Raw genomic sequence first — 22,852 nt, 5'->3', positions numbered from 1 at the left:
AGAGGGCCGCCAAACCCGAAAGCAAGCAATTACCGATGGCAAAAGACAGTACCGGCCGCATGCGCGTCCAGGTCAAGAGCGCCGGCAGGATGAAACTGTCGTCGAAGCTCTGGCTGGAGCGGCAGCTCAATGACCCCTATGTGCAGCAGGCCAAGAAAGACGGCCTGCGCTCGCGGGCGGCCTACAAGATCATCGAAATGGACGACAAGCACCGCTTCCTGAAGCCGGGCATCTCCGTGGTCGATCTCGGCGCTGCCCCGGGCGGCTGGAGCCAGATCGCCGCCCGCCGGGTCGGCTCGGCCGAAGGCCGCGGACAGGTGATCGCCATCGATCTTCTGGAAATGCCCGAGATCGTCGGTGTCACCTTCGCACAAATGGATTTTCTCGATGCCGACGCGCCGGCGAAGCTGAAAGAGATGATGGGCGGTCTCGCCGATGTGGTGATGTCCGATATGGCGGCCAACACGACCGGTCATCGCAAGACCGACCAGCTCCGCATCGTCGGCCTCGTCGAGGACGCCGCAGCGTTCGCGTGCGATGTGCTGAAGCCGGGCGGTACCTTCGTCGCAAAAGTGTTCCAGAGCGGCGCCGATGCGACGCTCATGACACAGCTCAAGCGCGACTTTGCGTCGGTGAAGCACGTGAAGCCGGCCTCGAGCCGAAAGGATTCGTCGGAGCGCTATGTGCTCGCGATGGGCTTTCGCGGCACGCCGGGTGGCGCTGACGAGGCTGAGGACTAACCCAGCCGCTGATCCCGCGTATCTTCCGTCGTCTCGCTCGCAGCTTTCGCAGCGGCGTGCTCCGCGCCTTTCTTCTCGCCTTTGCGGCTGGCGATCTCGACGGCCTTGCGGCCGGAGATTTCAGCGCCCGCATCGGCGGGCATCTGCCAGAAGAACCAGGCTGAGGTCGCGGAGATCAGCGACACGACGAGAAATGCCGGAGCGAAGTCGCCGGCCGACAACTCTGTCATTCCCCGCCAGACCATGGTGCTTTCCACGCTGAACGCGCCGATGGCGACGCCGGCGGAGATCGATAATTGCTGCGCCACTGCTGTGAGGGTGGTCGCGCGGCTGAGTTGCGCGGGCTCGACCTCGGCAAAGGCGACGGTGTTGATGGCGGTGAACTCGAGCGAGCGGAAGAAGCCGCCGACGAGCAGGATCAGAAGGATCAGCGTCAGCGGCGTCGAGATCGTGAACAGTGCGCAGACCGCGAGGAAAACCGAGCTGACAATCGCGTTGACGGTCATCACATTGCGGAAGCCGAACGCGCGGATGATGCGGGTTGCCAGCGTCTTCATGCCCATGGCGCCGACGGCTGAACCGAAGGTGACCATGCCGGACTGGAATGGCGACAGGCCGAAACCGATCTGCATCATCAGCGGCAGCAGGAACGGCAATGCACCGATGCCAAGCCGGAACAGGAAGCCGCCGATAATCGCCGCGCGCAGCGTCGCATAGCGCATCAGCGAGAAATCCAGCACCGGCGATGATGTTCGCCTGGCATGGATGAGATAGAGCGTCATCGAGACCGTGCCGATGACCAGCAGCGCGGTGATGACTTCCCATGGCAGCAGATTGAGGCCCGCGACCGAGAGACCGAAGGCGATGCCGGCGAGGCCGACGCCGGCCAGCACGAGGCCGAGCAGGTCGAAGCGTTCGGGATTGTCCGATTTGATCGGATCGATATAGCGCTGCGCCAGATAGATGCCGAGAAAGCCGATCGGGATATTGATCAGGAAGATCCAGTGCCACGATGCATAGGTGGTGATGAAGCCACCGAGCGGCGGCCCGATCACCGGACCGATCAGCGCCGGCACGGACATCCAGGCCATCGCATTGACGAGCCCGGCCTTGTCGATGGAGCGCACCAGGACGAGCCGTCCCACCGGCGTCATCATGGCGCCGCCGAGCCCCTGGATGATGCGCGCGATGACGAAATGCGTGACGCTCTGCGACAGGGCGCAGCCGATCGAGCCGATCATGAACACGCCAATGGCAACCGAGAACACGGTGCGGGCGCCAAAACGGTCGGCGGTCCAGCCGGAGGCGGGAATGAAGACGGCAAGCGAGAGCAGGTAGGACGTAATCGCCAGCTTCAGCGTCAGCGGGCTGGTGCCGATATCAGCGGCGATGGCCGGCAGCGAGGTCGCGATCACCGTGGAGTCCATGTTCTCCATGAACAGGGCGGCGGCGACGATCAGCGGGATCAGGCGTTCCTTGGACATCATGCGGTAGCGGTATCCCGGACAGACAGTGCGGATTCCTGTCGATTCTTCTTGAGCTTTGTCAGCGCGCTTTAACACCATGTCCGGGAGCGGGCCATCTGGGCCGCTAACATCACCTCTAAATCTTGCGTGACAATGCATATCGCATAATGCGAATATGCGCCTGGCCTGAGGGATCGCATTCTGCGAATAAATCTGGGTGGTGGCGTTGGCGAAGCAAATCGCCTTCACGTCGGCAGCATCGCGGCAGTGGCGCAAGCTGCCGAAGCCGGCGCGCGCACAGATAGACACCCGGCTGCAGTTATGGGCTGCAACAGGAGCCGGCGACATAAAAGCCCTGAAGGGCGTTCCCGGTATGCGGCTTCGCGTTGGCGATTGGCGTGTGCTGTTTACGATGATCGACGACACGGTGCTGATCCATGCGGTCGGGCATCGTCGCGATATTTACGGGTGACGAGAGATGGCGAAAGCAAATTCCACGCGCAAGATTGCCGTTCAATTCCTGCGAACGCCGGATGGCGCCGATCTCGCGGTGCTGCCGAGGGCGGACTATGAGCGGCTGGTCGCTCAGGCGGAAGACGCGCAGGAGGATGCAGCCGCTAGCCGGCTGATACGCCAATCTCAACGTGCCCTGAAAGAGGGCCGGGACATTGTCTTGCCCAAGAAGGTCGCAGATCGGCTCGCGGATGGCGATAATCCCGTGCGCGTCATTCGGGAGTGGCGCGAGCAGTTGCAAAGCCAGCTGGCGGTCGCAGTCGGGATCAGCCCGAATTACCTCTCCGAGATCGAAAACGGGCGGCGCAAGGGGCCGGCGGAGCTGCAGAAGAAACTGGCCAAGGCTCTCGGGGTACCGCTCGACCTGCTGATCGAGTGACATGTAAAATCCCTGTGCATGGCTGCCAAACACTTTGATTCCGCAGGGCAGCATGCTATCGACCACCGCCAATCCTATGTTGAGGGTCACGAGTCGGCGACGGTGATGCACCGCCGCCGATTTGGTGCATCCTCAGTCCCACGCGCGGCACCGGCCGCTGAACGGAGTTGGCCATGGCAGTCGTCACCAAAATTCGCGAAGCTTTCACCTTCGATGACGTGCTGCTGAAGCCGGGCCTGTCGGACATCCTGCCGTCGGATGCCGATATCCGCTCGCGCGCCACCCGTGTCATTCCGCTGAACATCCCGATCATCGCCTCGGCCATGGATACCGTCACCGAAGCCAATATGGCGATCGCCATGGCGCAGGCCGGCGGCCTCGGCGTCATCCATCGCAATTTCGATCCTGAAGGGCAGGCCGCGCAGGTCCGCCAGGTGAAGAAGTATGAGAGCGGCATGGTGGTGAATCCGCTCACCATCGGCCCCGATGCGAAGCTGTCCGAAGCCCTCGCGCTGATGAACGAGCACGGTTTCTCGGGCATTCCGGTGGTCACCGGTGCCAGCCCGAACGTGCCCGGCAAGCTGGTCGGCATTCTCACCAATCGCGACGTCCGCTTCGCCACCAATCCGGACCAGAAGATCTCCGAGCTGATGACCCACGAGAATCTCGTGACGGTGCGTCAGGGCGTCAGCCAGGACGAAGCCAAGCGCATGCTGCACAAGCATCGCATCGAGAAGCTCCTCGTGGTCGATGACCAGTATCGCTGCGTCGGTCTGATCACCGTGAAGGACATGGACAAGGCCGTCGCGCATCCGCTGGCCAGCAAGGACGCGCAGGGCCGCCTGCGCGTGGCAGCCGCAACCACCGTCGGTGACGGCGGCTATGAGCGCACCGAGCGCCTGATCGATGCCGGCGTGGATATCGTCGTGGTCGATACAGCCCATGGCCATTCCACCCGCGTGCTCGAAGCGGTCAACCGTATCAAGCGCATCTCCAATGCCGTGCAGGTCATCGCCGGCAATGTCGCCACCACGGAAGCGACCCAGGCGCTGATCGATGCCGGTGCGGACGCCGTGAAGGTCGGCATCGGCCCGGGCTCGATCTGCACCACGCGCATCGTGGCCGGCGTCGGCGTGCCGCAGCTCACCGCCATCATGGATGCGGTGGAAGCGGCCAAGAAGGCCGACATTCCGGTGATCGCCGATGGCGGCATCAAGTTCTCCGGCGATCTCGCCAAGGCGCTCGCCGCTGGTGCCGATATCGCCATGGTCGGCTCGTTGCTGGCGGGCACCGACGAAACCCCAGGCGAAGTGTTTTTGTGGCAGGGCCGCTCCTACAAGGCCTATCGCGGCATGGGCTCGGTGGGCGCCATGGCGCGCGGCTCGGCCGATCGCTATTTCCAGCAGGACATCAAGGACACCCTGAAGCTGGTGCCGGAAGGCATCGAGGGGCAGGTGGCCTATAAGGGGCCGGTTGGCAATGTGGTCCACCAGCTGGCCGGCGGTCTCCGCGCCGCCATGGGCTATGTCGGCGCCAAGAACCTGGCCGAATTCTCCGAAAAGGCCGAATTCGTTCGCATCACCAGCGCCGGCCTGCGTGAAAGCCACGTCCATGACGTGACGATCACCCGCGAAAGCCCGAATTACCCCGGCGGCCGCTGATCGCGGGATGCGTAGGGCGGATGAGCCGAAGGCGTCATCCGCCGGCCGATCTTTGGACGCAGATCGGCGGATGACGCTTCGCTCATCCGGCCCACGGAACAAACTAGGCATTCCTGCCTAAATTGGGCCTTACCGATGGTCCAAAACGCACGCGTATTCGCCTCAAACGCGTGCGGGTTCCCGCTTGCGCGTAAAGAGACCTGTTCCGGTACTGCCTGACGCGGTACCGCTCGCCCGCATATTCGCCAAGCACATTGGAGACTTTCATGGCCATCGAATGGACCGAAGAGCGCGTCGCCGCGCTGGAGACCCCGCAGATCAAGAATCTGCGCGAAAACGCCCTGAAGCGCGATGTCGCCGCTCTGGCCGAAATCTGCACGGCCGAACTCGCCAAGCGCAATGCCGACAAGCCACGCCGCATCGGCCAGCCGCGCTCCGAAGCAAAACAGTTCGAACACGACATGGCCGACCAGATCGCGGCCGTCGGCAAGACGCTGGCCGAGAAATACGACCTGTCGGAAGCCACCGCCAAGGCGAAGTCCGAAGGCGTCAAGGGCTTCAAGGCCCACAAGCTGCTGGACTCGAAGGGCTCGGCCAAACTCGGCGGCATGCAGCGCGATGGCTCGGTGGCCGTTGACCGCTACATCTCCTATCGCCGCGGCAAGGACATCGTCACGCTCAGCGTGTTCCTGCTCAAGGACCAGCCGCTCGAATCCCACGAGTTTCAGGTCATCGCACCGCTCGCGATGCTCGACGGCGGCAAGCCGGTGGCGGAAATCCGCCCGACCGCGACCCCGGCGCAGAAGCAGTCCGCCGACGGCGGTCTCGCCTTCAAGGATCTCGACAGCGCGGCTGCGGCATTTGATGCGGTGCTCGCAAAGATCGCAGCCTGATAGTATCGGGTTTACGAATTGAACGCGGCGCGCGATCATCGCGTGCCGCGTTTTTGCGTCAGCCTCTCATCACAACAAGAAACAGCAGGAGACATCCATGTCCGCATCGGCCAAACGCGTCGTTCTCGCATCGCGCCCCCATGGCGAACCCGGCCCGTCGAATTTCCGCCTCGAGGATTTTGCCGTGCCAAAGCCCGGCGAGGGCGAGGTGCTGCTGCGCACGATCTGGCTGTCGCTCGACCCCTATATGCGCGGCCGCATGAATGACGGCCCGTCTTACGCTGCTCCCGTGCCGGTGGATGGCGTGATGGAAGGCGGCACGGTTTGTGAGGTCGTTGCCTCGAACAATCCTGGCTTTGCGGCCGGCGATATCGTGCTGTCGCATTCGGGCTGGCAGACGCATGCGATCTCCGACGGCAAGGGCCTGCGCAAGATCGACCCGGCCATTGCACCGATCTCCACGGCAGTCGGCATTCTCGGCATGCCCGGCATGACGGCCTATACGGGGCTGCTGGCGATCGGCAATCCGCAGCCGGGCGAGACGGTGGTGGTCGCTGCAGCATCGGGCGCGGTGGGCTCGGCGGTTGGACAGATCGCGAAGATCAAAGGCGCCAAGGCCATCGGCATTGCCGGCGGCGCGGACAAGTGCCGCTATGTCGTTGAAGAACTCGGCTTCGATGCCTGCATCGATCACCGTGATCCCAATTTTGCGGCGAAGCTGAAGGAAGCCTGCCCGAACGGCATCGATGTGTATTTCGAGAATGTCGGCGGCGAGGTGTTCGAGGCGGTGTTTCCGCTGCTCAACTTCTTCGCGCGCATCCCGGTCTGCGGCCTGATCGCGCAATATAACGATACGGAGTCGAGCGCGCCGAAATGGGCCGGCGCGATGATGCGCAATGTGCTCACCAAGCGCCTCAACTTCCGCGGCTTCATCGTCCGCGATTTCGCGTCGATGCATGGCGATTTCCTGCGCGACATGGCACAGTGGATCGCCGAGGGCAAAGTGAAGTATCGCGAATATGTCACCGAAGGCCTGGACAGCGCGCCGACGGCGTTCATGGGCCTGCTAAAGGGCCAGAATTTTGGCAAGCAGCTGGTGCGCGTGGGGCCGGACAAGGCGTAATCCGTCATCCCCGCGAAAGCGGGGACCCATATACGCTGTCGGCATAATTGAAATGTAGCCGGTGTGGCTCGGCCTGTGCCGCCGCCACTTACTCGGAGGTTATGGGTCCCCGCTTTCGCGGGGACGACAGGCGGATGGAACCCAGGCCCATGCTCGCGGGTTCCAGTTCCCGGAAGCCGGCGTATCGCTGGCGGGCTCAAGGGAATTCCAATGTCTGTCCAAATGGTTCTGCTGCCGGTTTTCGTGCTTGTCGCGATCACGCTCGGCATGTTCTTCGTCACCGGCCTGCGCAGCGGTGGCGTCGGGCGCAATGACGCCCGTGAGTTGCCGAATACCGCGCCGCAGCTCGATCTGCTGTTCTATTCCCTGATTGCCCTCGGCCTGCCGCTGCGGAAGATCGATCTGGCGCTGGTCTGCCTGTCCTGGGTGTTCGTGGTGGCCCGTTTCGTGGGGGCTGGTTTCTTCGCCGCCAACAGGGGATCGCAGGCCTGGATCGCCAGCGCGCTTGTATTGCTGGCCATGTGGTTCTACTTCGCCCTGCGGATGCTGCTCCTGCTGTGAGGCCTCGGGGCGGCGCCGATTCTCCGGACTTGAAAGTTTGCCATGACGCCCGCCGCCCGCCTGACTGCTGCCATCGAGGTCATCGACGCCATCGATACCCAGCGGATTCCCGCCGCCAAGGCGCTGAAGGAGTGGGGCACCGCGCATCGTTTCGCGGGCTCCGGCGATCGCGCCGGCATCGCCGGCCTGGTCTGGGACGTGCTGCGCCGGCGCGCCTCGAGCGCGTGGGTGATGGAGGATGATAGCTCGCGTGCGCGCGTGCTCGGCATGCTCAAGCTCGAACGCGGCATGGATGCCGAGGCGATCGCCGTCCTATGCGACGGCAGCCGTTTTGCGCCGGAGCCGCTCAGCGATGCCGAGCGCAAGGCGCTGGAGACGCGGACGGCCGAAGGCGCGCCCGCTCACATCGCTGGCGATTATCCGGAATGGCTCGACAGCCAGCTTGCCGATGTGTTCGGCGATGAGCGCGTGGCCGAAGCCGTCGCGATGGCCAGCCGCGCACCGCTCGACCTGCGCGTCAACACGCTGAAGAGCAATCGCGAGAAGGCGCTCGCTTCCTTGAAGCATCTCGGTGCCACCGCGACGCCGTGGTCGCTGCTCGGCCTGCGCATCGCGCTGGGCGCCGATGCGCGCAATCCGGGCATCAATGCCGAAGAAGATTTCATCAAGGGCGGCATCGAGGTGCAGGACGAGGGCTCGCAACTCGCGGCGCTGTTCTCCGGCGCCAAGCCCGGCGAGCAGGTCATCGATCTCTGTGCCGGCGCCGGTGGCAAGACCTTGGCGCTCGGCGCGATGATGCAGGGCAAGGGCCGCCTCATTGCCACCGATGCCGACAAGCGCCAGCTGGCGCCCATCCATGAGCGGCTGTCCCGCGCGGGCATCCACAATGCCGATATCCGCACGCCGAAGGGCGACGAGGATCCGCTCGCCGACATCCGCGCCTCCGCCGATCTCGTGCTGATCGATGCGCCATGCACGGGCACTGGCACCTGGCGCCGCAATCCCGACGCCAAATGGCGCATGCGGCCGGGTGCACTCGAAGTTCGCATCAAGGACCAGCGGGAGGTGCTCGACCGCGCGGTGCAGTTCGTGAAGCCGGGCGGACGGATCGCTTATGTCACTTGTTCAGTGCTGCCGCAGGAAAACCGCGAGCAGGTGAAGGCTTTTCTCGCGCGGCAGTCCGGCTTTGCGGTGGTGCCACCGGAGCAGGTGATCTCGTCACTGTGGGAGCGCGCGGATGATTTTGCGGCCGCGGTCTATCAGTCGCCCGAAGGCCTGCTGATGACGCCGCGGAAGACGGGGACGGACGGATTTTTCGTGTCGGTGCTGAAGCGCTCTGCGTAATTTGTAGGACGGGTTGAGCTTAGGTGCGCAGCGCCTGAGCGATACCCATCACCGCATGCTCCGGTGCTTGGGGTGATGGGTATCGCTGCGCTCAACCCATCCTACGCGACTGCATTGCGCCGCATCACCGTCTCCGTTACTCTCCACCCAATCCACCGGACCCGGTGCAAATCCGGGTGGCTCTTCCGGCCGCCGACCCGCCGGACAACGCAAAATCCTGGCTGCCATATACGGACCGCATCGCGGCCGTTCGCCCTTTTGCGCGCCTCATACGCTCTCGCGTGTGAGACAAGAAAGTTCAAACATCACCATGGATATGGTTCATTTGCGGAGCGAATGGGCTCCGAATGTCACCCGTGAATTGCTCGCGGGCACCGTCGTGGCCCTCGCACTTATTCCCGAAGCCATCGCGTTCTCGATCATCGCCGGCGTCGATCCCAGGCTCGGCCTCTATGCCTCGTTCTGTATCGCCGTCGTGTCCGCCTTTGCCGGCGGCCGGCCGGCGATGATCTCGGCGGCGACCGGCGCCACGGCGCTGCTGATGGTCGGTCTCGTCAAGGAGCACGGCATCAACTACCTGTTTGCCGCGACCATCCTGACCGGCGTGATCCAGATCATCGCCAGCCTGATGCGGCTCGGCACCCTGATGCGGTTCGTGTCGCGCTCGGTGGTGACCGGCTTCGTCAATGCGCTGGCGATCCTGATCTTCATGGCGCAGATGCCCGAGCTTCTTGGCCGCGGCACCACGGTCTACGCAATGACCGCCATCGGCCTCGTGATCATCTATGGTCTGCCTTATATCACCAAAGCCGTGCCATCGCCGCTGGTCACCATCGTGCTGCTCACCGCGGCGTCCATGTATTTCGGCTTCGGCATCCGCACCGTCGGCGACATGGGCGCGCTGCCGAGCGAGCTGCCGTTCTTCGCGCTGCCGCAGGTGCCGTTCACGTGGGAGACACTGCGCATCATCTTCCCGACCTCCTTCGCCATCGCCATGGTCGGCCTGCTGGAAAGCCTGATGACCGCGGCCATCATCGACGAGATGACCGACACGACATCCAACAAGAACCGCGAATGCGCCGGGCAGGGCGCGGCCAATATCGCTTCGGGCTTCTTCGGCGGCATGGCTGGCTGCGCGATGATCGGCCAGTCGGTGATCAATGTCTCCTCCGGCGGGCGCGGACGGCTTTCGACATTCTGGGCCGGGGCCTTCCTGCTGTTCCTGATCGTCGTGCTCGGGCCCTATGTGGCGCAGATCCCGATGGCGGCGCTGGTCGCTGTCATGATCATGGTGTCGATCAACACGTTCCAGTGGAAGTCGGTCCGCACGCTGCTGACCCATCCGAAATCATCCAGCGTGGTCATGCTGGGGACTGTCGTGGTCGTGGTGGCCACCCATGATCTCGCCAAGGGCGTGCTGTTTGGCGTGATCCTCAGTGGGCTGTTCTTTGCGCACAAGGTGACAAAGCTGTTCGGCGTCTCGTCCGGTCGCGCGGAGGAGACGGCGGTTCGGACCTATACCGTCACCGGCCAGATCTTCTTTGCCACATCCGAGGCCTTCCACACCGCCTTCGATTTCCGCGAGGAGGACCTCAAGGGCGTGGTGATCGACCTGTCGGCGGCGCATTTCTGGGACCTCACCAGCGTCAATGCGCTGGACCGGGTGGTCCTCAAGTTCCGCCACCACGGTATCCCGGTCGAGCTCATCGGCATGAACGAGGCGACCCGCACCCTGGTGGACAGACTGGGTACGCATGACAAAGCAGGCGCCGCTTTGGGCGCGGCCAGGCACTAGGCTGTATTCTTCTCCCTCTCCCGCTTGCGGGGGAGGGCCGGGGTGGGGGCAGCCCCAAGCTCCGGAGCCTGCGGAGGCACCCCCACCCTAACCCTCCCCCGCAAGAGCGGGAGAGGGAACTGCTGCCTGTGCGATGCGGCACGCAACCCTTGCGAACGCGCCTCTCGTCGCGTAATTCCTCGCTATGACAGCCCCCAGCACATCCGCCCTTCCGTCCTCGGCCCACTCCGCCCATGTGGGTGCCGAGCATGACAAGATTCTGATCGTCGATTTCGGCTCCCAGGTGACGCAGCTGATCGCGCGCCGGGTGCGCGAGGACGGCGTTTATTCCGAGATCGTCCCGTTCAACAAGGCGGAAGCCGCCTTTGCCGAGATGAAGCCGAAAGCCGTGATCCTGTCCGGTGGCCCGGCCTCGGTGCTCGACAAGGATGCACCCTCGGTGCCGCTGTCGATCCTCACCGCCGGCGTGCCGGTGCTCGGCATCTGCTATGGCGAGCAGACCATGGCACAGCAGCTCGGCGGCACCGTCGAGGGCGGCCATCACCGCGAATTCGGCCGCGCCACCATCGAGATCACCGACGACTGCCCGCTGTTCGAAGGCGTGTGGGAGAAGGGCGGCAAATACGACGTCTGGATGAGCCATGGCGACCGCGTCACCAAACTGCCGGACGGTTTTCGCGGCGTGGCCAAGGCGCCGGGCTCGCCGATCTCGGTGATCGCCGACGACGTCCGCAAATTCTATGCGATGCAATTCCATCCGGAAGTCGCGCATACGCCGGACGGCGCAAAGATCATCCGCAATTTCGTGCGAAAAGTTGCCGGGTTCACCGGCGACTGGACCATGCGCGCCTTCCGCGAGGAAGCGGTCGAGAAGATCCGCGCCCAGGTCGGCAAGGGCAAAGTGATCTGCGGCCTCTCCGGCGGCGTGGATAGCGCAGTCGCTGCCGTGCTGATCCATGAAGCGATCGGCGATCAGCTCACTTGCGTGTTCGTCGATCACGGCATGCTGCGCAAGGACGAGGGCAAGACCGTCGTCGATCTGTTCCGCGGCCACTACAATATCCCGCTGGTCCATGTGGATGCGTCAAAACAGTTTCTCGGCGAACTCGAAGGCGTCACCGATCCCGAAGTGAAGCGCAAGACCATCGGCCGTCTGTTCATCGACGTGTTCGATGCCGAGGCCAAGAAGATCGGCGGCGCCGATTTCCTGGCACAAGGCACGCTGTATCCCGACGTGATCGAGAGCGTCTCCTTCACCGGCGGCCCGTCGGTGACCATCAAGTCGCATCACAATGTTGGCGGTCTTCCCGCGCGCATGAACATGAAGCTGGTCGAGCCGCTGCGCGAACTGTTCAAGGACGAAGTGCGCGATCTCGGCCGCGAACTCGGTCTGCCCGATATTTTTGTCGGCCGCCACCCGTTCCCGGGCCCCGGCCTCGCCATCCGCTGCCCCGGCGAGATCACCCTTGAGAAGCTCGACATCCTGCGCGAGGCCGACGCCGTCTATATCGACCAGATCCGCAAGGCTGGTTTGTACGACACCATCTGGCAGGCCTTCGCCGTGCTGCTCCCGGTGAAGACCGTCGGCGTGATGGGCGACGGCCGCACCTATGAATACGTCGTCGGCCTGCGTGCGGTGACGTCAACGGACGGCATGACCGCGGACTTCTATGCGTTCGACATGAAGTTCCTGGGCGAGACGGCGACACGCATCATCAACGAGGTGAAGGGCGTGAACCGCGTGGTGTACGACATCACCTCGAAGCCGCCGGGGACGATCGAGTGGGAGTGATTTGATGTGTGTGAAGCGGGGCGTCAACGCTCCGTCTTCCACGGATCGATGACCCTCAGCCCAGCCGCATTGAACGCACTAGGATCACGCGTGGCGACGGCAAAGCCGTGCGACGCAGCGATCGATGCGATATAGCCATCGGGTGTCGGAAAACCTTTGCCGACCGCGCGAGCTTTGACAGTGAGCTCGGCGTAGTGTCGTGCGGCTGCGGTGTCGAATGGCAGAATGCGATTTTCGAACAGCTTGATGATTCCATCCAGAATGGCCGTCAGTTCGTTCTTTCGCTTGCCATTGGGAAGGACGCCAATTCCGAACATCAATTCGGCGGCGGTGATGCTCGACAGAAAAAACGTTTCAGCTATCTGTTCATCAAGCCACGCCCGCACGGTCTTGTCGGGTGATAGCTTCATCACCTCGGACACGACGTTCGTGTCGAGAAGGATCACTCGAAGCTCATCGGTTTGGCTGGCGTTCGGTCGCGGGTCCGACTGAGCGCTTCGGCTTCCGCGTCGGTCAGTCCCTGACGACGGCTGATGTCCGCAATTGCGCTGCCAAGCCGGAGGCGTTCATCCGGACGGACCACAGTCTCAAGGATGTGGCGAATTTCGGCCTCTGTGCTGCGGCCATGCTGCTCGGCCCGCGCTTTCAGCGCGCGGTGCGTGGCGTCGGACAGGTTCCTGATCGTGACGGCCGGCATGATGAGCCTCCATTGCGAGTGATATCACAATAGCCAGATTGCTATCATTTTTCAACGCCAGCAACCCGTCGGGGGCGATCGAGTGTGGGTGGGATTAGCGAAAGGTGGGAAGCCTTGTCGTCACGTGATTAACTGTGTCGGCACACCCAGCACCGGTCCGGCCGCAGCTAATCGCTGATCCAGCGTCTGCACCTTGGCGCCATGCTCCGCGGCGACTGCAAGATGCAGCGCATCGCCCGCGCGAAGCCCCAGTGTGTGTTGATCAACAAACCGTGCTGCCGTCCGGAAGTGTGAGCCCGTCACGGGTAACACCGTCAAACTATCAACCACGAGCCTGTTGAACATCGCCAGTGCCGCCGCACGTTGCTCCGGATTGATCTGCGAGCTGCGCAGCTTCAAGGCAAAAGCCGAAGACATCTCGGTGATGGTCCAGTCGCTGATCAGAAGCTGCGCGGGGTCCTGTTCGGCAAGCCAGTGCTGGACGCGTGAGGTCATGGCTTCGTTGGAAAGCGCCGCGACGACGAGCGACGTGTCCAGATAGAGCATCAGAAACGGTCGCCATCGCGCATCGATCGCACCAGATCAGCGGCTGTCTGTGTCTGCGGCGGCATGTTGGCTGTCACGGACTGGAGCAGGGCCATATCGATGGCCTTGCGTGGTGTTGCCACGGTCGTGAGCCGGGCGACCGGCTTTCCACGGCGGGTGATCTCGATGGAATCGCCGGCCTCGACCCGATCGACAAGCTCGCTCAGGTGGGCTTTTGCATCTGCCAGATTGACCGGATTCATACGACGCTCCTGACCATCTAGGTGGTCATGTAGCACAAAGCGTTAAATAATTCCAGCGGGAGCCGGAGAGGTTGTCGGCAGCAACGTGTGCCGCCGATCAACCTCCGATTCCGGGCGCCGCATAACTCGGTTGTGCCGCTCGCCATCCGCCCCCTGCGACACCATCGTCCACACCGTTGAAACCTGATTTTAAAGGACTATTTTTACCGCAATGCAGTATCTTGTCAGTCAGCCCTGATTGACGTACTCGAAGCCGAATTCGCCTTTAGACCGGTTTTAACAAGAACGGCAGGTGGCGCTGCGTTTCCAGCGTCAACCGCCTCATGACGTTGGGATGACGATGAGCCTGTATTCAGATTACCTCGCCGAGATCGAAAGCCGGAAAGCTCAGAACCTCGCTCCCAAGCCGATCGACGATGGCGCGCTCACCAGCGAGATCATCGCCCTCATCAAGGACTCAGGCAGCGAATTCCGCGCCGGCGCCCTGAAATTCTTCATCTACAACACCCTGCCGGGCACCACGAGCGCCGCAGGCGCCAAGGCTGCCTTCCTCAAGCAGATCATTCTCGGCGAGGCGATCGTCCCCGAGATCACCCCGACCTTCGCGCTGGAATTGCTGTCGCACATGAAGGGCGGACCCTCGATCGGCGTGCTGCTCGATGTGACGCTCGGCAAGGACGCCGCGCTGGCCAAGCAGGCGGGTGAAGTCCTGAAGACCCAGGTCTTCCTGTACGACGCCGACATGTTCCGCCTGCGCGACGCCTACAAGGCCGGCAATGCCGTCGCCAAGGATGTGCTGGAAAGCTACGCCAAGGCCGAGTTCTTCACCAAGCTTCCGGATGTCGAAGACGAGATCAAGGTCGTCACCTATATCGCCGCCGAAGGCGATATCTCGACCGACCTCTTGTCGCCCGGCAACCAGGCGCATTCGCGTTCGGATCGTGAGCTGCACGGCCAGTGCATGATCACGCCGGAAGCGCAGCAGGAGATCGTCGCGCTGCAGAAAGCGCATCCGGACAAGCGCGTGATGATGATTGCCGAGAAGGGCACCATGGGCGTCGGCTCGTCGCGCATGTCCGGCGTCAACAACGTGGCGCTGTGGACCGGCAAGCAGGCCAGCCCCTATGTGCCTTTCGTGAACTTCGCCCCGGTCGTCGCCGGCACCAACGGCATCTCGCCGATCTTCGCGACCACCGTGGACGTCACCGGCGGCATCGGCGTCAACCTGAAGAACTGGGTCAAGAAGCTCGGTGAGGACGGCAAGCCCGTGCTCAACAACGAGGGCAACCCGATCCTCGAGCAGAAATATTCGGTCGAGACCGGCACCGTGCTGAAGCTCGACGCCAAGGCCAAGAAGCTGCGCGACGAGACCGGCAAGGAGCTGGTGGACGTGGCCGCTGCCTTCACGCCGCAGAAGATGGAGTTCATGAAGGCGGGCTCGTCCTACGCCATCGTGTTCGGCAAGAAGCTGCAGACCTTTGCCGCCGAAACGCTCGGCGTCGAAGCCACCCCGGTGTTCGCGCCGAACAAGGAAATCACTGTCGAGGGCCAGGGCCTGACCGCGGTGGAGAAGATCTTCAACCGCAATGCTGTCGGCGTCACGCCGGGCAAGGTGCTGCATGCCGGCTCCGACGTGCGCGTGAAGGTGAACATCGTCGGCTCGCAGGACACCACCGGCCTGATGACCGCGCAGGAACTGGAAGCGATGGCGGCCACCGTCATCTCGCCGCTCGTGGACGGCGCCTATCAGTCGGGCTGTCACACCGCCTCGGTGTGGGACAAGAAGGCCCAGGTGAACATCCCGAAGCTCATGGGCTTCATGAACAATTTCGGCGTCATCACCGCGCGCGACCCGAAGGGCGTCTATCATGCGATGACGGACGTCATCCACAAGGTGCTGAACGACATCACCGTGGATGACTGGGCGATCATCATCGGCGGCGACAGCCACACCCGCATGTCGAAGGGCGTCGCCTTCGGTGCCGATAGCGGCACCGTGGCGCTCGCGCTGGCGACGGGCGAAGCCACCATGCCGATCCCGCAATCCGTCAAGGTCACCTTCAAGGGCGCGATGAAGCCCTATATGGACTTCCGCGACGTCGTGCATGCGACCCAGGCGCAGATGCTGCAGCAGTGCGGCGACAACGTCTTCCAGGGCCGCATCATCGAAGTCCATATCGGCACGCTGCTGGCCGACCAGGCCTTCACCTTCACCGACTGGACGGCCGAGATGAAGGCCAAGGCGTCGATCTGCATCTCGCAGGACGCGACGCTGATCGAGTCGCTGGAGATCGCCAAGTCGCGCATCCAGATCATGATCGACAAAGGCATGGAGAATGCCGCGGGCACGCTGAAGGGCCTGATCGCCAAGGCCGATGCGCGCATCGCCGAAATCCGCTCGGGCGAAAAGCCCGCGCTGACGCCGGATGCGAATGCGAAGTATTTCGCCGAAGTCGTCGTCGATCTCGACATCATCGACGAGCCGATGATCGCCGATCCCGACGTCAACAATGCCGACGTGTCGCGTCGCTATACGCACGACACGATCCGCCCGATCTCCTATTACGGCGGCACCAAGAAGGTCGATCTCGGCTTCGTCGGCTCGTGCATGGTGCACAAGGGCGACATGAAGATCGTCGCCCAGATGCTGAAGAATATCGAGAAGACCGAAGGCAAGGTGGCGTTCAACGCGCCGCTGGTCGTGGCGGCGCCCACCTACAACATCATCGACGAGCTGAAGGCCGAAGGTGACTGGGAAATCCTGCAGAAGTATTCGGGCTTCGAATTCGACGACGTGAAGCCGAAGACGGCGAACCGTACGTCCTACGAGAACATCCTGTATCTCGAGCGTCCCGGCTGCAACCTGTGCATGGGCAACCAGGAAAAGGCCGAGAAGGGCGACACCGTCCTCGCCACCTCGACCCGCCTGTTCCAGGGCCGCGTGGTGGAAGACACCGCCGAGAAGAAGGGCGAGTCGCTGCTCGCCTCGACCCCGGTCGTGGTGCTGGCCGCCATCCTCGGCCGCACGCCCAGCGCGGAAGAATACAAGGCTGCGGTGGAAGGCATCGACCTCACCAAGTTCGCACCGCCGAAGTCCGGTGCGATGGGGGCGTCGGTTCACTACTGAGGGCGATCTGAAGAGTTGGTAAAGAAACGGCGCGGCAGGTAAGTACCTGCCGCGCCGTTCTCGTTTTGAGGTGCCCCAAAGAAAGGGATCAATGCGTGTTGCCGATTTCGGTTGGCATCCTTCTATCCCGAAGTAGCTGCGATGGCGACGAGGTAGACAGCTAAATTTCGAGATGTCCCTGCTCTTTCATCGATTTTCGGGCGCATCTTAGTTGCAGTTAGTCAGACTTTGGCACTCGATTAAACTCCGCTTCGAGCCGTAAAGTCCGCCTCGCAAAACCACTCCGCCTCGGCCAGAGCGGCGTACATTGTTCTGCTCCAGCCGTTCAAGTCAAACCCATCACAGTTCGCGTTATCGATGAGATAGTCCTTGAACATCTGCGAGGAAAGTTTCCGCAAGCTGTTCCTACGTAAGTCAATGAGTCTCCCCAATTCGGCGCCGGCTTGGACACCAAATCGCGAGGCAATATCGTAGCTCTTAAAATGCCGCTTTGCACGGAGTTTTTCTAAGTTTGACCAATGAGCGGGCGGCAAGCACACAAATGCTGCGCCGATCGGCGTGGTCTCCGAGATTTCAGCAAATACCCATCGCGCAGCAAAGTATTTATCGTCGTCAAGATACGGATGTAGTGTCTGCTCGTTTAGCTGAGATCCAAAAGTATTGCCTTTGCCGGTGTTGCAATCGCGGCAACAGGGGATGAGATTTGTAGGCAGCACGGAATAAATTGGGAAGTTTGACTTGGGCAGGTAATGGTCAAGAGTGTGCACTTGGCCCAGACCGCCACAGAATGGGCATAGCCCTCCCGAGGAAACTAGGATGTCATCATATATCTTCCTCGAAGAGCCCGTGCTGCCAACCATGTAGCTAGAGTAAAGGTCAGTAAGGTGCTTCTTTGTTAGGTTGCCGGCAATGACTCGTCCATCGTTTCCGCGCGGCACTCGTGGGAGATTTGACCAAGCCACCGCTGCTGTAGCGTCATTGAACGCAGTGACTGCTCTGAATATATGAGGCTGATTAGAATCGTAGAGGTGTTGGAGTTGTGGGTCGCTGACGGCCGCAACGCAAGCGTTGTAGACGTCCATCGGGTCGTCGCCGGGAATGTCGAGTTTTCTCACGCTTGATCGAGCCTCGCGTCACGCTCGACAATCATTGCGCGCAGTATCCCGCGAGCCTCGAGCCCAAGCTGTCCGGCATACTCTGCTACGATTTCATCGTACGATTTTCCATCATTAACTGAAGTGGCCAGCAAGGAGTGGAAGCCAGATTTTGTAACCTCAAGGCCAAAGACTTCGCGAGTAAGCATCCCTACATTCTCACCGAATGTCTCTACTCGTGGAGGCTCCGCGTGCATCGAAAGCCTTGATCTGGTAATGACCCAAGCGCACGATCGTGGCACTTCTTGCAGGACAACTGGGGAGTGCGTGGCGATAATCGCCACGCCATTTCTGTTGCTTAACAGTTCGCTTAATGCTCGTGTGAATGCCGACAATAGCGGTGGGTGAAGATGACTCTCTGGTTCATCAATCAAAATCAGAGTCTTTTCTTCAACTTTTGCTACTAAGCGGGAAACTGTCAGAAGGACGACAGCATGGCCGGAGCTCATGCGCTCAACTAGGCTCTCTGCTGTCGACTTCATGGCTGTGCCAGAAAGGGAAGCCAGAGACCGAAGGTCCATACGAGCGAAGTTCTCGTCGGATTCTAGGGTCGCGATGGCGTTGCTCCAGCGCTCGCGTCTACCCTTGTCCGAGAAACACTCGGCGAGGCTGGCGATGCAATCACGGCGCAACGCGGATAGCGACTTTAATAACGTTCCTGAATCGTCCGCGATGTCTTTCAATCCGATGTAGTAATAACGTGTTCCGTGCTCTGGGTCTGGCTGCTCTTCTGGAGGATTGAATGGATCGAATGCGCTAAAAGAGACTGAAATCAAGCTGCTGAAGTAGTTTTGATCGATCTCAACACTTTGAAAAATGTTGTTTGCGCGAAATCTCGCGTCAGTCTTATCTCGCTGAATGATCGCAGCTATCATCTCGTTGAGTAGTGATGTTTTTCCAACGCCATTGCGGCCGATGATAGCATGAATATTAGTGCTCGGTTTGGATGAGGCTTTGACAACAAAGCTTAACTCGATCCCGGCGATCTTGTCAGATTGAGGGCGTGCGAAGCCAAAGTTAAAGTCGCTTAAGGGGGCTCCGCCTTCTAGCACTCGGCGGAATTGACCATCTATCATCGAGTGGCTTACCGAGCGCAGGAGCGATACGCTGAAGACACGCTGGCCGGAAGCTTTCTCTAAACTTTCCGGGTTGGCCACAATATCTCTAAGTCCGCGTAGAATCGCATCTTTGAAGGTTGTTGAAGCGTCTTCGCTTAATGCACGATAATAGCTTACATCTTGCCCCAGTGAAAAATGCTTATCTGAGAGAGATTCGAAGTTGTCGCCGAGCGTGGAATAGGTTGCTGTTTCGATCGTTTGTTCAACGAAGCCGATCTTCACGCTGCCAAGCTCGAAACGATTTCCATTTTCGTCAAATGCGGTGACGTCAAACATCGTCACGAAAGAATAGTCGTTCCAATGGTCTATTCGCAGATAGACCTCGCTTTGTCCCGTTTGAGGGAAACTCTGCGACCTCTGAATAACTACGAATCTCAACGAGCAGCACTCCAATGTTTGTTAGCTACTACTTGATCTGTAGTAACAAAATCAACTATAGATAGATTGTAAGTCTTGGCAAAATCCGCGGTCGTCGCTGTGTCCGCGTCTATTCGCCACGACATCAATTCCGGAACGTCGTTCTGCCGGCCGCATTCACTCAGCATTCCGCCGAATGAAATGAAGGGCCTCTGATGACCGATCGTCGAACTTTCCTCACTGCCGCAACCGGTGCCGCCATTCTCGCTGCGAGCGCCCGTGGTGCTATGGCTGCGCCGACGACGCCGGCAGCGCCGTTGCCGGTCAATGAGAAAGCCGCGCGCTATCGCCCGGCCGGCCGCTTCGGCATCGGCGGCACGCAGGTCGGCAGCAATCATGTGGCGACGCCGGCGGATCAGGCGGCGGCGATCATGCAGGCGGCCTGGGACGAGGGCGTGCGCTATTTCGACACGTCGCCCTGGTATGGCCTCGGCCTGTCCGAACGCCGCTTCGGCACATTCTTCGACGGCAAGACGCGCGACGACTACATCATCTCCACCAAGATCGGCCGCGTGCTGGTGCCCGATGCCAAGGTGGCTGGCAGCAAGGTCGGCAACTGGGCGGTGACGCCGCCGATGCGGCATGAATATGACTACAGTGCCGATGGCGTGAAGCGCTCGGTGGAGCAGAGCCTGCAGCGCATGGGGATGGACCGGCTCGACATCGTCTTCGTGCATGACCTGTCGCCGGACAACAAGGACATGGGCGAGACGTGGACCGAGCACTTTGAGAAGGCCAGGACCGGCGCCTTTGTCGAGCTGACAAAGATGCGTGATGCCGGTGTGATCAAGGCTTGGGGGCTCGGCGTCAACACGTTGCCGCCGGCACTGAAGGCCTTTGAAGTTGCCGATCCCGATATAATCCTGTCGGCCACGCAATATTCGCTCGTCAAACATGCGGATGCGCTCAACCAGTTGATCCCGGTGGTGGCGAAGCACAACGCGTCGATCGTGGTGGGCGCGCCGCTCAATGACGGCTTCCTCGCCGGTGGCGAGCGCTTCAACTACGCCGCCATCCCGGCGGAGATGCGCGCCAAGCGCGCGCGTATCGCCGCACTCGCGCAGGAGCACGGCACCAATCTGCGCACCGCCGCGCTGCATTTCGCCATCGCCAATCCGACCGTGTCGGCGATCATCCCCGGCGCCCGCTCGGCCACGCAGGTGGCGCAGAACGCAGCCTCGATCCGCGCCAAGGTGCCGGCAGAATTCTGGGCCGCGTTGAAGCGCGAGAAACTGATCGAGGATAAGGCGCCGGTGCCGGCGTGATCAGATAGCGGGACATCGCTATTGCCTTGCGGGATCGATGGCCGGGACAACGTCCCGGCCGTCACGCAACTGCGTGACATGATTTTCCGCATGGCATGCGGCAGATGAATGCCGCCCGGCTCAAACGCAGGATGTGTGCCGGCGTTTAGGGTGTTACGACAGACGCTCCAGTCCTCCGGAGCCTTCCCCATGTCCGACGCCCCCGCACAGTCTGTCCCTACCGCCGCCGAGACCGATCCGAACACGCTCGGCTGGATGAAGGGCTTTCCGCCGGCGCCGGACAAGACCATCAAGTTTCACGACGACTCGTTCCGTGATTTCCCGCAGCTGCGCTGGGCCTGGAGCAATGTGCGCTCGCTGGTGCCGACGGTGGCCGTCTGGCGCGGGGCGGGCGGCCCATCGGCGCTGCCGCGCGAAGAGCGCGATATCGGCGGCTCGCAATCGACGACCATGGATGGCCGTCCGATGACCTTCGCAAAAATGTTCGACGAGACCTATGCCGATGGCATGGTCGTGCTGCACAAGGGCAAGCTGATCCATGAGCGCTATGCCGGCGCGCTGAAGCCGCACAAGCCGCATATCGCGATGTCCGTCACCAAGTCGTTCACCGGCACGCTGGCCGGCATCCTGATCGCCGAAGGCAAGATCGATCCGCAGGCGCCGGTGACGGACTATGTGCCGGAGCTGAAGGCCAGTGCGTTCGGCGATGCCCGCGTGCATGAGGTCATGGATATGACCACGGGGCTGAAATACACCGAAGTCTATGCCGACCGGAATTCCGATGTCTGGAGCCTGCGCCGCGCCAATGGCATGGCGCCGATCCCGCCGGACTATCAGGGCGCGACCGACATCTTCGCTCTGCTGTGTCAGCAGGAAAAGCAGGGCGAGCATGGCAAGGCCTTTGCGTACAAGACCGTCAATACCGATGTGCTGGCCTTCATCGTTCGTCGCGCGAGCGGTGCGACGCTGAGCGATCTCTTGTCCGAGCGCATCTGGGCGCCGATGGGCGCGGAAGAAGACGCGCATTATCATGTCGATCGCATCGGCACCGAGAGCGGCGGCGGCGGGCTTTCCACCACGGTGCGCGATCTCGCGCGCTTCGGCGAGACCATGCGCAATCACGGCCGCTTCAACGGTCGCCAGATCGTGCCTTCGTCGGTGGTGGAAGACATCGAGCGCGGCGCCGATCCGGAAAAGTTCAAGCCCGCTGGCTATGTCACGCTGCCCGGCGGCTCCTATCGCAATCAATGGTGGGTCACGCATAACGCGCACGGCGCCTATATGGCGCGTGGCGTCTACGGGCAGGGCATCTATATCGATCCCAAGGCCGAGATGGTGATCGCCCGCTATGCCTCGCATCCGGTCGCCGGCAATGCCGCCAATGATGTGGTGACGCTGCCAGCCTATATGGCGCTGGCGAAGGATCTGATCGCGGGCCGCTGAGGCCGCGGTCGGGAACCCGAAAGGGAACAAAACGGCGCGTTGCGCGTAGTTTTGGCGGCCGATATGTCCGTCGGCCGTTACCCGGATCGCGCAACGATGACCAGGCCCTCGCAATTCGCTTTGTGGCTCCGATATGCCTGCGCCGCGCTGCTGCTGGCGTCAGCCTGCGGTGTCGCGGCTGTGCCCGGCCATGCGCAGGACGTGGTGCGCGAGGCACCGGCCGTGGTGCGCGAGGCACCGGCCGTGGTGCGCGAGGCGCCGGCTGCAGAGCCCGTTGTCATTGCCCCGCCTGCACGAGTCCAGATCCCGACGCCGCGTGATCCGAAGAACATGGATCCCACCACCAACGGCCTGACCTTGATCCACGGCAATTATTGCGGTGTCGGTCAGCGTCCGGGCGGTCCGATCGATGCACTCGACGTCGCCTGCATGCATCACGATGCCTGCACGCCGACGGGGCGTTTGCCGACCTGCGAATGCAATGCGCGCCTGCGTGATGAAGCTGCGGCGGTGGCCCGCGATCCGCGACAGCCGGTGGAGCTTCAAAGCATGGCATCGATGGTCGCGGCTGCTGCG

At 61.9% G+C, this 22,852-nt stretch carries 21 protein-coding genes and 1 other annotated feature; of the genes, 14 read left to right on the top strand and 7 right to left on the bottom strand.

What is annotated here, in order from left to right; all coding sequences use genetic code 11:
- Positions 1 to 35 precede the first annotated feature (35 nt).
- Entirely contained in the window at positions 36 to 740 is a 705-nt protein-coding gene (locus tag ACIQ2A_RS02140; protein ID WP_398475249.1) for an RlmE family RNA methyltransferase, read from the top strand.
- Here ACIQ2A_RS02140 and ACIQ2A_RS02135 read toward each other — a convergent pair.
- Positions 737 to 2,227, bottom strand: coding sequence for a DHA2 family efflux MFS transporter permease subunit (locus tag ACIQ2A_RS02135; protein WP_398475247.1), 1,491 nt, complete (start codon positions 2,225 to 2,227; stop codon positions 737 to 739). The two genes, ACIQ2A_RS02140 and ACIQ2A_RS02135, sit on opposite strands and share 4 nt — an antisense overlap.
- 205 nt (positions 2,228 to 2,432) lie before the next feature.
- Between ACIQ2A_RS02135 and ACIQ2A_RS02130 the strand changes: the two genes are divergently transcribed.
- The 9 genes from ACIQ2A_RS02130 to guaA all read left to right on the top strand — a co-directional run bounded on the left by ACIQ2A_RS02130 (position 2,433) and on the right by guaA (position 12,267).
- Positions 2,433 to 2,678 carry a type II toxin-antitoxin system RelE/ParE family toxin gene (locus ACIQ2A_RS02130; protein ID WP_398475245.1) on the top strand — a complete coding sequence of 82 codons (246 nt, stop codon included), beginning with the start codon at positions 2,433 to 2,435 and terminating at the stop codon, positions 2,676 to 2,678.
- A 6-nt stretch (positions 2,679 to 2,684) separates the two neighbouring features.
- A complete protein-coding gene (locus tag ACIQ2A_RS02125; RefSeq protein WP_398475243.1) occupies positions 2,685 to 3,098 on the top strand; it encodes a helix-turn-helix domain-containing protein in 414 nt (137 codons plus the stop codon).
- A gap of 173 nt (positions 3,099 to 3,271) precedes the next feature.
- Positions 3,272 to 4,759, top strand: coding sequence for an IMP dehydrogenase (gene guaB / locus ACIQ2A_RS02120; RefSeq protein ID WP_398475241.1), 1,488 nt, complete (start codon positions 3,272 to 3,274; stop codon positions 4,757 to 4,759).
- Between the two features lie 266 nt (positions 4,760 to 5,025).
- Entirely contained in the window at positions 5,026 to 5,652 is a 627-nt protein-coding gene (locus tag ACIQ2A_RS02115) for a hypothetical protein (RefSeq protein ID WP_398475239.1), read from the top strand.
- A gap of 97 nt (positions 5,653 to 5,749) precedes the next feature.
- Positions 5,750 to 6,775 carry an NADP-dependent oxidoreductase gene (locus ACIQ2A_RS02110; protein ID WP_398475237.1) on the top strand — a complete coding sequence of 342 codons (1,026 nt, stop codon included), beginning with the start codon at positions 5,750 to 5,752 and terminating at the stop codon, positions 6,773 to 6,775.
- Between the two features lie 210 nt (positions 6,776 to 6,985).
- Positions 6,986 to 7,336 carry a hypothetical protein gene (locus ACIQ2A_RS02105; protein ID WP_398475235.1) on the top strand — a complete coding sequence of 117 codons (351 nt, stop codon included), beginning with the start codon at positions 6,986 to 6,988 and terminating at the stop codon, positions 7,334 to 7,336.
- A 42-nt stretch (positions 7,337 to 7,378) separates the two neighbouring features.
- Complete coding sequence (locus ACIQ2A_RS02100; RefSeq protein WP_398475233.1) at positions 7,379 to 8,680, top strand: RsmB/NOP family class I SAM-dependent RNA methyltransferase; 1,302 nt, start codon at positions 7,379 to 7,381, stop codon at positions 8,678 to 8,680.
- A 154-nt stretch (positions 8,681 to 8,834) separates the two neighbouring features.
- Positions 8,835 to 8,890 (top strand) — a sequence feature (sul1 is cis-regulatory element that is thought to sense ions involved in sulfur or methionine metabolism; They are found in Alphaproteobacteria).
- A gap of 100 nt (positions 8,891 to 8,990) precedes the next feature.
- Positions 8,991 to 10,475 carry a SulP family inorganic anion transporter gene (locus tag ACIQ2A_RS02095; RefSeq protein ID WP_398475231.1) on the top strand — a complete coding sequence of 495 codons (1,485 nt, stop codon included), beginning with the start codon at positions 8,991 to 8,993 and terminating at the stop codon, positions 10,473 to 10,475.
- A 184-nt stretch (positions 10,476 to 10,659) separates the two neighbouring features.
- Complete coding sequence (gene guaA / locus ACIQ2A_RS02090; RefSeq protein WP_398475229.1) at positions 10,660 to 12,267, top strand: glutamine-hydrolyzing GMP synthase; 1,608 nt, start codon at positions 10,660 to 10,662, stop codon at positions 12,265 to 12,267.
- Positions 12,268 to 12,290: 23 nt separating this feature from the next.
- Here the strand turns inward: guaA and ACIQ2A_RS02085 are convergent, their stop codons facing one another.
- The 4 genes from ACIQ2A_RS02085 to ACIQ2A_RS02070 all read right to left on the bottom strand — a co-directional run bounded on the left by ACIQ2A_RS02085 (position 12,291) and on the right by ACIQ2A_RS02070 (position 13,752).
- Positions 12,291 to 12,713, bottom strand: a complete 423-nt coding sequence (locus ACIQ2A_RS02085) for a type II toxin-antitoxin system VapC family toxin (RefSeq protein WP_398475227.1) — start codon at positions 12,711 to 12,713, stop codon at positions 12,291 to 12,293.
- Positions 12,710 to 12,964 (bottom strand): FitA-like ribbon-helix-helix domain-containing protein, encoded by a 255-nt coding sequence (locus tag ACIQ2A_RS02080; RefSeq protein ID WP_398475225.1) that lies wholly within the window; start codon positions 12,962 to 12,964, stop codon positions 12,710 to 12,712. Before ACIQ2A_RS02080 ends, ACIQ2A_RS02085 begins: the two co-directional genes overlap by 4 nt.
- A gap of 120 nt (positions 12,965 to 13,084) precedes the next feature.
- Positions 13,085 to 13,510: a type II toxin-antitoxin system VapC family toxin gene (locus ACIQ2A_RS02075; protein ID WP_398475223.1), complete on the bottom strand. Its 426-nt coding sequence runs from the start codon at positions 13,508 to 13,510 to the stop codon at positions 13,085 to 13,087.
- Positions 13,510 to 13,752: a type II toxin-antitoxin system Phd/YefM family antitoxin gene (locus ACIQ2A_RS02070; protein WP_398475221.1), complete on the bottom strand. Its 243-nt coding sequence runs from the start codon at positions 13,750 to 13,752 to the stop codon at positions 13,510 to 13,512. Before ACIQ2A_RS02070 ends, ACIQ2A_RS02075 begins: the two co-directional genes overlap by 1 nt.
- A gap of 340 nt (positions 13,753 to 14,092) precedes the next feature.
- Here ACIQ2A_RS02070 and ACIQ2A_RS02065 point away from each other — a divergent pair, with 340 nt between their 5' ends.
- Positions 14,093 to 16,879 carry a bifunctional aconitate hydratase 2/2-methylisocitrate dehydratase gene (locus tag ACIQ2A_RS02065; protein WP_398475219.1) on the top strand — a complete coding sequence of 929 codons (2,787 nt, stop codon included), beginning with the start codon at positions 14,093 to 14,095 and terminating at the stop codon, positions 16,877 to 16,879.
- A 239-nt stretch (positions 16,880 to 17,118) separates the two neighbouring features.
- Here ACIQ2A_RS02065 and ACIQ2A_RS02060 read toward each other — a convergent pair whose 3' ends face one another.
- Positions 17,119 to 17,994 carry an HNH endonuclease gene (locus tag ACIQ2A_RS02060; protein ID WP_398475217.1) on the bottom strand — a complete coding sequence of 292 codons (876 nt, stop codon included), beginning with the start codon at positions 17,992 to 17,994 and terminating at the stop codon, positions 17,119 to 17,121.
- Positions 17,991 to 19,427, bottom strand: coding sequence for an AAA family ATPase (locus ACIQ2A_RS02055; RefSeq protein WP_398475410.1), 1,437 nt, complete (start codon positions 19,425 to 19,427; stop codon positions 17,991 to 17,993). Before ACIQ2A_RS02055 ends, ACIQ2A_RS02060 begins: the two co-directional genes overlap by 4 nt.
- A 296-nt stretch (positions 19,428 to 19,723) precedes the next feature.
- Here ACIQ2A_RS02055 and ACIQ2A_RS02050 point away from each other — a divergent pair, with 296 nt between their 5' ends.
- The 3 genes from ACIQ2A_RS02050 to ACIQ2A_RS02040 form a co-directional block, all read left to right on the top strand.
- A complete protein-coding gene (locus ACIQ2A_RS02050; RefSeq protein WP_398475215.1) occupies positions 19,724 to 20,833 on the top strand; it encodes an aldo/keto reductase in 1,110 nt (369 codons plus the stop codon).
- 189 nt (positions 20,834 to 21,022) lie between these two features.
- Positions 21,023 to 22,276 (top strand): serine hydrolase domain-containing protein, encoded by a 1,254-nt coding sequence (locus tag ACIQ2A_RS02045; protein ID WP_398475213.1) that lies wholly within the window; start codon positions 21,023 to 21,025, stop codon positions 22,274 to 22,276.
- Positions 22,277 to 22,372: 96 nt separating this feature from the next.
- Positions 22,373 to 22,852 (top strand): hypothetical protein (locus ACIQ2A_RS02040; protein WP_398475211.1); only part of this gene is annotated, 480 nt, incomplete at its 3' end.

The organism is Tardiphaga sp. (assembly GCF_044336785.1).
In the GTDB taxonomy this organism is placed as follows: Bacteria; Pseudomonadota; Alphaproteobacteria; order Rhizobiales; family Xanthobacteraceae; genus Tardiphaga.
This window is presented reverse-complemented; position numbering and strand designations above follow the sequence as displayed.